Source organism: Pseudomonas macauensis (assembly GCF_047902425.1).
Classification (GTDB): domain Bacteria; phylum Pseudomonadota; class Gammaproteobacteria; order Pseudomonadales; family Pseudomonadaceae; genus Pseudomonas.
Genome location: NZ_CP138377.1, coordinates 5,629,983 through 5,642,654 on the forward strand (window position 1 = coordinate 5,629,983; position 12,672 = coordinate 5,642,654).

A 12,672-nucleotide genomic window follows, 5' to 3' on the forward strand; every position below is an offset into this window, starting at 1 on the left:
TGTCACAGAGCCTGTCCGAAGGCCGGGGTCTCCGGTCCGGGCGCTCTGTTATGAGCCTGCTTCATGATCTCGCGAGCTAGAGCAGAACAAGGCGAGGGCAGCTGAAAAATGCTCATTGACTGCAGTCAACTCCGCTTTTTCAGCTGCCCTCAACGCAGTTATGCCGACGCGCAGCAGATCAGGCGCCCCGTATTTCGATTGTTTTGTCAGGTGGATTTATGGACAGCATCAACACCCGTATCGCCGAAGAGCTTTCCGCACTGCCCTCCGGCCGCGTTCAACCGCAGCAAGTCGCCGCTGCCGTCGCCCTGCTCGATGAAGGCTCCACCGTCCCCTTCATCGCCCGTTACCGGAAAGAAGTCACCGGCAGCCTGGACGACACCCAGCTGCGCATGCTCGAAGAGCGCCTGCGTTACCTGCGCGAACTGGAAGACCGCCGTGGCGCGATCCTCGCCAGCATCGAGGAACAGGGCAAGCTGACCCCGGAACTGGCCCGCGAGATCAAGCTCGCCGACACCAAGACCCGCCTCGAAGACCTTTACCTGCCCTATAAGCAGAAGCGCCGCACCAAGGGCCAGATCGCCCTGGAAGCCGGCCTGGGCGAGCTGGCCGACGCGCTGTTCGCCGACCCGACCCTGCCCCCGGAAACCGAAGCCGCGCGCTTCGTCGATGCCGAGAAAGGCTTCGCCGATACCCGCGCCGTGCTCGAAGGCGCCAAGTACATCCTCATGGAGCGCTTCGCCGAGGACGCCACCCTGCTGGACCGCCTGCGCGGCTTCCTCAAGGACAACGCCACCCTCACCGCGCGCATGGTGCCGGGCAAGGAAACCGAAGGCGCCAAGTTCAGCGACTACTTCGAGCACGACGAGCCGCTGAAGAACGCCCCGTCGCACCGCGCCCTGGCGATCTTCCGCGGCCGCAACGAAGGCGTGCTGAGCGTCGCCCTGAAGGTCGGCGAGGAGCTGCCGGGCACCGCGCATCCGTGCGAAACCATGATCGGCGAGCGCTTCGGCATCAGTAACCAAGGCCGCGCCGCCGACAAGTGGCTGTCCGAAGTGGTGCGCTGGACCTGGAAGGTCAAGCTCTACACCCACCTGGAAACCGACCTGCTGGGCGAGCTGCGCGAAGGCGCCGACGCCGAGGCGATCAACGTCTTCGCCCGCAACCTGCACGACCTGCTGCTGGCCGCCCCGGCCGGCCCGCGCGCCACCCTGGGCCTGGACCCGGGCCTGCGCACCGGCGTGAAGGTCGCCGTGGTCGATGCCACCGGCAAGCTGCTGGACACCGCCACCGTCTACCCGCACGCGCCGAAGAACCAGTGGGATCAGACCATCGCCGTGCTCGCCGCGCTGTGCGCCAAACACCAGGTGGAGCTGATCGCCATCGGCAACGGTACCGCCAGCCGCGAGACCGACAAGCTGGCCGCCGAGCTGATCAAGAAATACCCAGCGCTCAAGTGCACCAAGATCATGGTCAGCGAGGCCGGTGCCTCGGTGTACTCCGCATCGGAGCTGGCTGCGAAGGAATTCCCGGAACTGGACGTGTCGCTGCGCGGCGCCGTTTCCATCGCCCGCCGCCTGCAGGACCCGCTGGCGGAGCTGGTGAAGATCGAGCCGAAGTCCATCGGTGTCGGCCAGTACCAGCACGACGTGTCCCAGCTGCAGCTCGCGCGCAGCCTGGACGCGGTAGTGGAAGACTGCGTGAACGCCGTGGGCGTGGACGTCAACACCGCTTCCGCCGCCCTGCTGGCGCGCATCTCCGGCCTCAACAGCACCCTGGCGCAGAACATCGTCGCGCACCGCGACGCCAACGGAGCCTTCCGCACCCGTGACGACCTGCGCAAGGTCAGCCGCCTGGGCGACAAGACCTTCGAGCAGGCCGCCGGCTTTCTCCGCGTGATGAACGGCGACAACCCGCTGGACGCCTCCGCGGTGCACCCGGAAACCTACCCGCTGGTGCAGCGCATTGCCGCCGACACCGGCCGCGACGTGCGCTCGCTGATCGGCGACTCGGCCTTCCTCAAGCGCCTGGACCCGAAGAAGTTCACCGACGAACAGTTCGGCCTGCCCACCGTCACCGACATCCTCAAGGAACTCGACAAGCCCGGCCGCGACCCGCGTCCGGAGTTCAAGACCGCCGAGTTCCAGGAGGGCGTCGAAAGCCTCAAGGACCTGAAGCCCGGCATGGTGCTCGAAGGCGTGGTGACCAACGTCACCAACTTCGGCGCCTTCGTCGACATCGGCGTCCACCAGGACGGCCTGGTGCACATCTCCGCGCTGTCGGAGAAGTTCGTCAAGGACCCGTACGAAGTGGTCAAGGCCGGTGACATCGTCAAGGTGAAGGTCATGGAAGTGGACATCCCGCGTAACCGCGTCGGCCTGTCCATGCGCATGAGCGACACCCCCGGCGAGAAGGTCGAAGGTCCGCGCGGCGGCGGTCGTCCGCAGGGCGGCCAGCGTCCCGATCGTGGCGCCCCGCGCCAGCAGGAGAAGGCCCCGGCGAACAACGCCATGGCCTCGCTGTTCGCCAACGCCAAGCAACTGAAGAAGAAGTAAGGAAGGTCCATGAGCGAGATGCCCGCCCGCGAGCTGATGATCAGCCGCTTCAGCGAAACCATCGGCGTGCAGCCGGTGCGCGTCGCCGACGGCGAAGCCGAGGTGCTGCTGCCGATGGCCGAGCACCTGCGCAATCGCGGCAACGTCATGCACGGCGGCGCACTCTTCACGCTGATGGACATGACCATGGGCCTGGCCTGCTCCAGCGCCCATGGGTTCGACCGGCAGAGCGTCACCCTGGAATGCAAGATCAACTACATCCGCGCGGTCGCCGAGGGCGAGGTGCGCTGTGTGGCGAAGGTCCTGCACGCCGGGCGGCGCTCGCTGGTGGTCGAGGCCGACATCCACCAGGGCGACAAGCTGGTCGCCAAGGGACAAGGCACCTTCGCCCAGCTGTAACTGGCACCGCGACATCTGACCTATGCTGGACGCCGGAGCCCGGAATCACGGGCGCCGGCGCTGCGTCTGTACAAGCCAGGCGACAACGCCGGTTGTGTTCTCCCCTTGTAGACCGCCCAGTCCACCCCCATAGTGGGGCGACTGCCGTGTGAAGGACTTCCAACTTGAGCGACCAACTCTCCCGCCGCCTGGCTCTGCTCGGCGATGCTGACAACCTGTCCCTGCTCACCCAGTGCCTGCACGGTATCGAGCGCGAATGCCTGCGCGTCGACGAGCACGGCAAGCTGGCGCTGACCCCGCATCCGCGCACCCTGGGCTCGGCCCTGACCAACCCGCAGATCACCACCGACTACTCCGAGTCGCTGCTGGAGTTCATCACGCCGACCGCCAGCAGCGTCGAACAGACCCTGGACGATCTGGGCGAAATCCACCGCTTCGCCTACCAGAAGCTCGACGGCGAATACCTGTGGAGCCCGTCGATGCCCTGCGAGCTGCCGGATGAAGAGACCATCCCGATCGCCCGCTACGGCAGCTCCCACATCGGCCGCCTGAAGTACGTCTACCGCAAGGGCCTGGCCCTGCGCTACGGCAAGACCATGCAGTGCATCGCCGGCATCCACTACAACTTCTCCCTGCCCGAAGGGCTGTGGGAAGTGCTGCGCGAGGAAGAAGGCAGCGAGAAGAGCGTGCGTGACTACCAGTCGCACCGCTACATCGCGATGATCCGCAACTTCCGCCGCTACAGCTGGCTGCTGATGTACCTGTTCGGCGCCTCCCCGGCCCTGGACGCCGGCTTCCTGCGCGGCCGCCCGCACGGCCTGGAGTCCTTCGACGAGCACACGCTCTACCTGCCCTACGCCACCAGCCTGCGCATGAGCGACCTGGGCTATCAGAACAACGCCCAGGCGGGCCTGACGCCCTGCTACAACGACCTGGACAGCTACATCGACAGCCTGCGCCGCGCGGTCAGCACGCCCTACGCGCCGTACGAGAAGGTCGGCACCAAGGTCAATGGCGAGTGGGTGCAGCTCAATACCAACATCCTGCAGATCGAGAACGAGTACTACTCGAGCATCCGCCCCAAACGCGTCACCTACACCGGCGAACGCCCGATCCAGGCGCTGATGGCCCGTGGCGTGCAGTACGTCGAGGCACGCTGCCTGGACATCAACCCCTTCCTGCCGCTGGGCATCGACCTCGCCGAAGCGCGCTTCCTCGACGCCTTCCTGCTTTTCTGCGCCCTCTCCGACAGCCCGCCGCTGGGCGGCTGCGAGTGCGGCGCGGCCACCAGCAACTTCCTCAAGGTGGTCAAGGAAGGCCGTCGCCCCGGCCTGAAACTGGAGCGCGGCGGCCAGCAGGTGGAGATGAAGGAGTGGGCCAACGGTCTGCTCGACGCCATCGCGCCGATCATCGAACTGCTCGACCGCGCCCGCGGTGGCAGCCTGCACGCGCAGAGCCTGGCCGAACAGCGCGCCAAGGTTGCCGACGCCTGCCTGACGCCCTCGGCGAAGGTGCTGGCGGAAATGCGCGAACGCGGCGAGAGCTTCGAAGCCTTCGCCCTGCGCTACAGCCGCCAGCACGCCGCGACCCTGCGCGCGCAGCCGCTGTCCGCCGAGGAGCAGGCACGCTTCGAGGATATGGCCAGCCAGTCGTTGCAGGAACAGGCGGAACTGGAAGCGCAACCCGAGGGCGACTTCGACACCTTCGTCGCCGCCTACCAGGCGAGCATCCTGGGGCTGCTCAGCGTCTGATCTGAGTGCACAGCCGCGCAGAACGAAAAAGAGGCCCTCGGGCCTCTTTTTCATTTCCGCGCCACAGCGCCCTACGAAAAGCGCCTTACAGGCTCTTCTCGAAGACCTGCGAATTGCGCTGGTAGTTGTACAGCGAAGCGCGCGCCGCCGGCAGGCGCTCAACGCTGCTGGGCTGGAAGCCGCGCTCGCGGAACCAGTGAGCGGTGCGGGTGGTGAGTACGTAGAGGGTTTTCAGGCCCAGGTTGCGCGCGCGCTGCTCGATGCGCTCGAGCAGGTCGTCGCCGCGTCCGCCGTGGCGGTATTCCGGATTCACCGCCAGGCACGCCAACTCGCCGGCGTCGGAATCGGCGATCGGGTAGAGCGCCGCGCAGGCGATGATCAGCCCTTCGCGCTCGACGATGCTGAACTGCTCGATCTCGCGCTCCAGCACTTCGCGGGAGCGGCGCACCAGGATGCCTTGTTCTTCCAGTGGGCGGATCAGCTCAAGCAGGCCGCCGACATCCTCGATGCCCGCCTCGCGCAGCTGCTCGAATTGCTCCTGGGCCACCAGGGTACCGTTGCCGGTGCGGGTGAAGAGTTCGCTGAGCAGCGAACCATCCTCGGTGTAACTGACGATGTGGCTGCGGCGCACGCCGGCCCGGCAGGCCTGGGCGGCGGCGTCGAGCAGCTCGCCCTGGTAGCTCGCGCCGAGGCGTTCCAGATGCGCCGGCACCTGCTGCGGGCGCAGTTCGCGCACCAGTTTGCCGTCGTTATCCAGCAGGCCGCGTTCGGCTCCGTAGAGGATCAGCTTGTCCGCGCCGAGGTCGATGGCCGCGCGCATGGCCACGTCCTCGCAGGCGAGGTTGAAGATTTCCCCGGTGGGCGAGTAGCCCAGGGGCGAAAGCAGCACGATGCTGCGTTCGTCGAGCTGGCGGTTGATGCCCTTGCGGTCGATCCGGCGGACTTCGCCGGTGTGGTGGTAGTCGATGCCATCGACCACACCGATGGGACGCGCAGTGACGAAGTTGCCGGAGGTCACGCGCATGCGCGAGCCCTGCATGGGCGAGGCGGCCATGTCCATGGACAGGCGCGCTTCGATGGCGATGCGCAGGCTGCCCACCGCGTCGATCACGCAGCCCAGGGTCGGCGCGTCGGTGACCCGCAGGCCACGGTGGAAGCGCGGTGCCAGTCCATGGGAAGCCAGGCGTGCCTCGATCTGCGGGCGCGAGCCGTGCACCAGTACCAGGCGCACGCCCAGGCTGTGCAGCAGCACCAGGTCATGGACGATATTGCCGAAGTTGGGGTCTTCGACGCCTTCACCGGGGAGCATCACCACGAAGGTGCAGTCCCGGTGCGAGTTGATGTAGGGCGAAGCGTGGCGCAGCCAGTTGACGTAGTCGTGCATTGCTTGAAAAGCCTGTCGTGCGAGTGGGCGGAAAGCTGTCGAGTGCGGCCGGGATTCGGCCAGGGCGGCGCGGTTATCGTCGTCGCATGTACATCGACAGGTTTCTCCTCTTGGGTACGTTGGGCCCGTTATCCGGGCGCTCTACAGGCAAGTTTCACAAACAATAGTGACGGATCAGGCCGCGCAGCAATTCCACGGTCGGCTCGATGCGTTCGAGGGCAAGGTGCTCGTCCGGCTGGTGGGCGCAGGCGATGTCGCCGGGGCCGAGCACCAGGGTCTGGCAGCCGAGCTGCTGAAGATACGGTGCTTCGGTGCCGAAGGCTACCGCTTCCGCCGAATGTCCGGTGAGACTTTCGGCGATACGCACCAACTCGCTGTCGGCGGCTTCCTCGAAGGGCGGCACGGCCGGGAACAGCGGGCGGTAGTCGAGCTGCACCGCATGGCGCTCGGCAACCGGCCGCAGGCGCTCGCGAATGGCCTGGCGCAGGGCTTCGGGCTGCATGCCGGGCAGCGGGCGCAGGTCGAACTCCAGGGCGCATTGGCCGCAGATGCGGTTGGGGTTGTCGCCGCCGTGGATGCAGCCGAGGTTGAGCGTCGGCTGCGGCACGCTGAACTGCGGGTTGGCGAACTCGCGCTGCCACTCGCCGCGCAGCGCCAGCAGTTCGCCGATGGCGACGTGCATGGCCTCCAGCGCGCTGCGGCCCAGGCTCGGGTCGGAGGAATGGCCACTCTGTCCGACGATGTCGATGCGTTCCATCATCACGCCCTTGTGCAGGCGGATCGGCTTGAGACCGGTCGGCTCGCCAATCACCGCGGCCCGTCCCAGCGGCTGGCCGGCGGCCGCCAGCGCGCGGGCGCCGGCCATGGAGCTTTCCTCGTCGCAAGTGGCGAGCAGGATCAGCGGTTGCTTGAGCGGCTGTTTCCGGGTGTGGTCCAGCAGGGGCAGAACGGCCTCGATGGCCAGGGCGAAGAAACCCTTCATGTCGCAGGCGCCCAGGCCGAACCAGCGCCCATCGCGCTCGTCCAGGCGCAGCGGGTCGCTGCTCCACAAGGCTTCGTCATAGGGCACGGTGTCGGTATGCCCAGCCAGCACCAGCCCGCCGGAGCCGCTGCCCAGCACGGCAATCAGGTTGAACTTGCCCGGCGAGACTTCCCGCAGCTCGCAGGCGAACCCCAGCTCGTCGAGCCAGCCGGCCAGGCGCTCGACCACCGGCCGGTTCGACTGGTCCAGCGCGGCCTGGGTGCAGCTCACCGACGGCAGCGCGATCAGCTCGGCAAAGCGTTGTTTCAGGGGCGGCAACGACATGGTGGTCTCCAAAGGCTTTGTTCCCACTATGGACCATGCCGGCCTGCGGTAAAACCTCGCGCCGCCCGGCAGGCACACCGAACTCCCTGTAAACTGCACACCTTTGACGTCTTTTCCGCGCCCGTCCTCAGGCTTTTCGCCAGACGGACGCAACCGCCCTGACCCGGACATCGCCATGCAGAAAGAAACCGAAATCAAATTGCGCGCCAGCCGCGAAACCCTCGACGCCCTGCGCGATCACCCGGCACTGAAGAAGCGCAACAAGTCCGGCTGGGAACCCCGCGAGCTGTTCAACCAGTACTACGACACGCCAACCCGCGAGCTGGCCCGCGCCCGCGTAGCCCTGCGCATGCGCCGCGACGGCGAGCAGTTCATCCAGACCCTGAAGACCCGCGGCCAGAGCGTTGCCGGACTGTCCGAGCGCAACGAGTGGGACTGGTACCTGGAGAAGAACAAGCTCGACCTGAAGAAACTCGACGACCAGTGCTGGCCTGCTGCCCTGGCCGACCTGGACAAGAAGCAGCTCAAGCCGATCTTCAGCACCGACTTCACCCGCCAACGCGCCGAGATCGCCTGGGGTCGCGGCAAGACCAAGGTGGTCATCGAGGCCGCGCTGGACCTGGGCAAGGTGGTCGCCGGCAAGCAGGAAGAGGAAATCTGCGAGCTGGAGCTGGAACTGCGCCAGGGCGAACCCGCCGCGCTGCTGGAACTGGCGCTGGAGCTGGCCGCCGACCTGCCGCTGATGCCCTGCGACATCAGCAAGGCCGAGCGCGGCTACCGGCTGTTCGACCCGGCCAGCTACAGCATCCAGCCCGACACCCAGAAGCTGCTGGCGGAAACCCCGCTCGACGGCGCCTTCGCCGCGCTCGCCTGGGCGCTGCTGGGCAGCAGCCAGCGCCTGGCCGAGCAATACCGCTTCAACGGCCACTGGCGCCTGCTGGAAGACTGGCTGCGCCAGCTGATGGACCTGCGTGCGCTGCTCGGCAGCCTCGGCCAGGCCGTACCCCGCGCCACCACCCGTGAGCTGCGCGCCGCCCTCGACGCGCTGATCGCCGACTGGCTGCCGCGCATCGAGCAGGGTCGCGATGACGAAAGCGTGCGCCAGCAGATGCCGGAAGCCTTCCGCGAGGAACTGGCCAACACCCGCTGGGGCCAGTTCTCCCTGAGCACCTCCAGCTGGCTGTTGGCCAAGGCCTGGACTGCCGGGCGCAACGAGCGCGCCAACCGCCTGGGCGGTGCCGCGGTCGGCAAGTGGCTGCAGCGCACCCTGGCAGAAGAGGCCCAGGCCATGCCCCTGCAACGCGCCCTGCAACAGCCTGAAGTACTCGCCGACCAACTGCCGCGCCTGCAGCGCATGCTGGTCTGGCTGCGCCCGGCGCGCGGCGTGCTGGAGCTACCGGAAACCGACCGCCTGTACGGCGAGCTGGCCAAGCTGGAAGAGCTGCTGGCCGGCCCGGACGCCGAGGGTCGCCTGGATGCCCTGGCGGCCCAGGCCCATACTGTGCTGACCCTCAAGCCGTGGAAGGCGCTTTTGAAATAAGCTTCAGACGAGCTGCGTGCCCGGCCCGTAGCTCTCACCACGACCAACAGGAGTTCCGATGTCCGCCTATGCCCCATCCGCCCAGGACCGTTTGCTCGATCTGGGCGACATCCTGCGCGAACTGGTGAGCCAGGGCCGCGTGGCCCAGGATGACGCCGAGCAGTGCCTGGCGATCCGCCGCAGCGCGGTGAACAACCAGCAGCACCCGCTGGAGTTCCTCGCCGCGCAGCAGATCGAGGATCGCCAGCGCTGCGGGCGCAAGCTCGACCTCGACGCCCTGGTGCACTGGCTGGCGGACTACAGCGGACAACCCTACCTGCGCATCGACCCGCTGAAGATCGACGTCGCCGCAGTCACCCCGCTGATGTCCTACGCCTTCGCCCAGCGCCACCAGATCCTCGCGGTGGCCGTCGCGCCGGACGAAGTCACCATCGCCAGCGCGCAGCCCTTCGTGCAGGCCTGGGAAAGCAACCTCATCCACGTGCTCAAGCGCCCGATCAAGCGCGTGGTCGCCAGCCCCACCGACATCCAGCGCTTCACCGTGGAGTTCTACCGGCTGGCCAAATCGGTCAGCGGGGCGACCGCCAAGGACCAGAAGATCAGCGGCGTGGGCAACTTCGAGCAGTTGCTCAACCTGGGCGCGGCGGACCAGGAACCCGATGCCAACGACGCGCACATCGTCACCATCGTCGACTGGCTGTTCCAGTACGCCTTCCAGCAGCGCGCCAGCGATATCCACATCGAGCCGCGCCGTGAACAGGGCACGGTGCGCTTCCGCATCGACGGCGTGCTGCACAACGTCTACCAGTTCCCGCCACAGGTCACCATGGCGGTGGTCAGCCGCCTGAAATCCCTGGGCCGCATGAACGTCGCCGAGAAGCGCAAGCCGCAGGACGGCCGGGTGAAGACCAAGACCCCGGACGGCGCCGAGGTGGAGCTGCGCCTGTCGACGCTGCCCACGGCCTTCGGCGAGAAGATGGTGATGCGTATCTTCGACCCCGAGGTGCTGCTCAAGACCTTCGACCAGCTCGGCTTCTCGCCGGACGACCTGCGCCGCTGGCAGAGCATGACCAGCCAGCCCAACGGCATCATCCTGGTCACCGGCCCGACCGGCTCGGGCAAGACCACCACGCTCTACACCACGCTCAAGCAACTGGCCACCGACGAGGTGAACGTCTGCACCATCGAGGACCCGATCGAGATGATCGAGCCCTCGTTCAACCAGATGCAGGTGCAGCACAACATCGAGCTGACCTTCGCCAGCGGCGTGCGCGCCCTGCTGCGCCAGGACCCGGACATCATCATGGTCGGCGAGATCCGCGACCTGGAGACCGCCGAGATGGCGATCCAGGCGGCGCTCACCGGCCACCTGGTGCTCTCCACCCTGCACACCAACGACTCGCCCACCGCCATCACCCGTCTGCTCGAACTGGGCGTGCCCTACTACCTGATCCGCGCCACCGTGCTCGGGGTCATGGCCCAGCGTCTGGTGCGCACCCTCTGCCCGCACTGCAAGGCGCCGATGGAGCTGAACGAGGCGGACTGGCAGGAACTGACCCGGCCGTGGAACGCCCCGCTGCCGACCAACGCCCATCGCGCCGTCGGCTGCCTGGAGTGCCGCGACACCGGCTACCGCGGCCGCGCCGGGGTCTACGAGATCATGCTGCTGAGCGAAACCGTGAAGGAGCAGATCAGCGCGGATACCGACCTGATCCCGCTGCGCCGCCAGGCCTTCAAGGAAGGCATGCGCAGCCTGCGCCTGTCCGGCGCGCAGAAGGTCGCCGCCGGACTGACCACCATCGAGGAAGTGCTCCGCGTCACGCCGCAGAGCGAACAGAAGTGAGCCCGCCCCGGCTGCGCGACGAGGCGCGCGGGTTGCCGTAGGGCGTACAACCGTTCGCGGTTGTACGCCGATACACAGGCCCCTGTCGCGGCTCCGGGGCCGATCTCGGAGCGCGCTGAAACCCAGGCCAATCGGCGTATCACGCGGAGCGTCATACGCCCTACGAAAAGCAAAAAGCCGCCCGAGGGCGGCTTTTTCATTCAGGCGAAGCTCAGTTCGCCGCCGGCTGCGCCGGTGCACGGCGGTAGGCCCAGACCATCAGCGCGATGCCACCGAGGACCATCGGCACGCACAGCACCTGGCCCATGGTCAGCCAGCCCCAGGCCAGGTAGCCCAGCTGGGCGTCCGGCACGCGGACGAACTCGACGATGAAGCGGAAGATGCCGTAGCACAGCACGAACAGGCCGGAGACCGACGCGGTCGGGCGCGGCTTGCGGGTGAACAGCCAGAGAATGACGAACAGCGCCACGCCTTCCAGGGCGAACTGGTACAGCTGCGACGGATGGCGCGGCTCCGGGCCGCCGGTGGGGAAGACCATCGCCCACGGCACGTCGGTCACCTTGCCCCACAGCTCGCCGTTGATGAAGTTGCCGATACGTCCGGCACCCAGGCCGATCGGCACCAGCGGCGCGATCAGGTCCATCAGCTGGAAGAAGCTCTTGTTGTTGCGCTTGCCGAACCACCAGGTCGCCAGCATCACGCCGATCAGCCCGCCGTGGAACGACATGCCGCCCTTCCACACCTCGAAGATCAGCGTCGGATTGGCGATGTACTCGTCCAGGTTGTAGAACAGCACGTAGCCCAGGCGTCCCCCCAGGACCACGCCGCAGGCCACCCAGAACACCAGGTCGGAGAGCTTCTCCTTGGTCCAGGTCGGGTCGAACTGGTGGAGCTTGCGCGACGCCAGCAGCCAGGCACCACCGATACCGATCAGGTACATCAGGCCGTACCAGTGGATTTTCAGCGGCCCGAGCGCGACGGCAACCGGGTCGATCTGTGGATAAGGCAGCATCCGCTTCTCCTAGCAGGAATCAGATCAGGAAACTCAGCCCTACGCTGAACAGCAGCAGGGCGAACAGGCGCTTCAGGACTTTCGCCGGCAGGCGGTGCGCCAGCCGCGCCCCGATGCGCGCGAAGAACATGCTGGCCAGGGCAATGCCCACCAGCGCCGGCAGGTAGACGAAACCGACGCTCATTTCCGGCAGCTTGGCGTTGTGCCAGCCGACGACGATGAACGATATCGCACCGGCAATGGCAATCGGCAGCCCGCAGGCGGACGAAGTCGCAACCGCCTGTTGCATGGAGACGCCGCGCCAGGACAGGAAAGGCACGGTCAGCGAGCCGCCGCCGATGCCGAAGATCGCCGAAGCCCAGCCGATCAGCCCGCCGGCGACGCCCAGGCCGACGCGTCCTGGCAGCTCGCCGCCGCCCCTGGGTTGCAGGCCCAGCGCCATCTGGATCGACACCAGGATGGCGAAGACCCCGATGATCTTCTGCAGCACGTGCCCCTGGATCTTCGACGCGGTGAGCGCTCCCAGGGCGCTGCCCACCAGGATGCCCACGGTCATCCAGAAGAACAGCCGCCAGCGCACCGCACCGCGGCGGTGATGCTCGAGGACCGAGTTGGTCGAGGTGAAGATGATGGTCGCCAGCGACGTGCCGACCGCCATCTGCGTCAGCACATCGGCCGAGAAACCGTGGGCGCTGAAGCTGTACACCAGCACCGGAACGATGATCAGCCCGCCGCCGACCCCGAAAAGGCCGGCCAGCACACCGGCACAGGCGCCTAGCACCAGGTAGAGCACGAACTCCATGGGGCAACCTTCGTGAGCAAAACGGGCATGGTAGCCGATGCCTCCGGGGCGCTCCAGCCACTCCGGGACATCGGTGGAGT

At 67.1% G+C, this 12,672-nt stretch carries 9 protein-coding genes; 5 read left to right on the forward strand and 4 right to left on the reverse strand.

Annotated features, from left to right (window positions below):
* The first annotated feature begins 218 nt into the window (after positions 1-218).
* The 3 genes from SD196_RS25745 to gshA all read left to right on the forward strand — a co-directional run bounded on the left by SD196_RS25745 (position 219) and on the right by gshA (position 4,705).
* On the forward strand, positions 219-2,555 hold the full coding sequence (locus SD196_RS25745) for a Tex family protein (protein WP_416310831.1): 2,337 nt from the start codon (positions 219-221) through the stop codon (positions 2,553-2,555).
* 36 nt (positions 2,556-2,591) lie between these two features.
* Positions 2,592-2,954 carry a PaaI family thioesterase gene (locus tag SD196_RS25750; RefSeq protein ID WP_370601720.1) on the forward strand — a complete coding sequence of 121 codons (363 nt, stop codon included), beginning with the start codon at positions 2,592-2,594 and terminating at the stop codon, positions 2,952-2,954.
* Between the two features lie 164 nt (positions 2,955-3,118).
* Positions 3,119-4,705: a glutamate--cysteine ligase gene (gshA, locus tag SD196_RS25755; RefSeq protein ID WP_416310832.1), complete on the forward strand. Its 1,587-nt coding sequence runs from the start codon at positions 3,119-3,121 to the stop codon at positions 4,703-4,705.
* Between the two features lie 85 nt (positions 4,706-4,790).
* On the opposite strand, the gene argA is transcribed toward gshA, so the two are convergent.
* Both argA and argE read right to left on the reverse strand, forming a co-directional pair.
* A complete protein-coding gene (gene argA / locus SD196_RS25760; RefSeq protein ID WP_371231586.1) occupies positions 4,791-6,089 on the reverse strand; it encodes an amino-acid N-acetyltransferase in 1,299 nt (432 codons plus the stop codon).
* Positions 6,090-6,243: 154 nt separating this feature from the next.
* Complete coding sequence (gene argE, locus SD196_RS25765) at positions 6,244-7,395, reverse strand: acetylornithine deacetylase (RefSeq protein WP_416310833.1); 1,152 nt, start codon at positions 7,393-7,395, stop codon at positions 6,244-6,246.
* Between the two features lie 175 nt (positions 7,396-7,570).
* Here argE and SD196_RS25770 point away from each other — a divergent pair, with 175 nt between their 5' ends.
* Together SD196_RS25770 and SD196_RS25775 are read left to right on the forward strand one after the other, a co-directional pair.
* Positions 7,571-8,935, forward strand: a complete 1,365-nt coding sequence (locus tag SD196_RS25770) for an inorganic triphosphatase (RefSeq protein WP_343578075.1) — start codon at positions 7,571-7,573, stop codon at positions 8,933-8,935.
* A gap of 58 nt (positions 8,936-8,993) precedes the next feature.
* On the forward strand, positions 8,994-10,778 hold the full coding sequence (locus SD196_RS25775; RefSeq protein WP_416310834.1) for a GspE/PulE family protein: 1,785 nt from the start codon (positions 8,994-8,996) through the stop codon (positions 10,776-10,778).
* 211 nt (positions 10,779-10,989) lie between these two features.
* Here the strand turns inward: SD196_RS25775 and lgt are convergent, their stop codons facing one another.
* Both lgt and SD196_RS25785 read right to left on the reverse strand, forming a co-directional pair.
* On the reverse strand, positions 10,990-11,790 hold the full coding sequence (gene lgt, locus SD196_RS25780; RefSeq protein ID WP_275609130.1) for a prolipoprotein diacylglyceryl transferase: 801 nt from the start codon (positions 11,788-11,790) through the stop codon (positions 10,990-10,992).
* A gap of 19 nt (positions 11,791-11,809) precedes the next feature.
* The gene (locus SD196_RS25785; RefSeq protein WP_416310835.1) at positions 11,810-12,592 is read right to left on the reverse strand and encodes a sulfite exporter TauE/SafE family protein; all 783 of its coding nucleotides are present in this window, start codon (positions 12,590-12,592) and stop codon (positions 11,810-11,812) included.
* Between the last annotated feature and the right edge of the window lie 80 nt (positions 12,593-12,672).

What these genes read in the sequence shown, in the direction of transcription:
- SD196_RS25745 (WP_416310831.1), top strand. Translation starts at nt 219, where the DNA reads ATGGACAGCATCAACACCCGTATCGCCGAAGAGCTTTCCGCACTGCCC.
- SD196_RS25770 (WP_343578075.1), top strand. Translation starts at nt 7,571, where the DNA reads ATGCAGAAAGAAACCGAAATCAAATTGCGCGCCAGCCGCGAAACCCTC.
- SD196_RS25750 (WP_370601720.1), top strand. Translation starts at nt 2,592, where the DNA reads ATGATCAGCCGCTTCAGCGAAACCATCGGCGTGCAGCCGGTGCGCGTC.
- argE (WP_416310833.1), bottom strand. Translation starts at nt 7,395, where the DNA reads ATGTCGTTGCCGCCCCTGAAACAACGCTTTGCCGAGCTGATCGCGCTG.
- argA (WP_371231586.1), bottom strand. Translation starts at nt 6,089, where the DNA reads ATGCACGACTACGTCAACTGGCTGCGCCACGCTTCGCCCTACATCAAC.
- lgt (WP_275609130.1), bottom strand. Translation starts at nt 11,790, where the DNA reads ATGCTGCCTTATCCACAGATCGACCCGGTTGCCGTCGCGCTCGGGCCG.
- SD196_RS25775 (WP_416310834.1), top strand. Translation starts at nt 8,994, where the DNA reads ATGTCCGCCTATGCCCCATCCGCCCAGGACCGTTTGCTCGATCTGGGC.
- SD196_RS25785 (WP_416310835.1), bottom strand. Translation starts at nt 12,592, where the DNA reads ATGGAGTTCGTGCTCTACCTGGTGCTAGGCGCCTGTGCCGGTGTGCTG.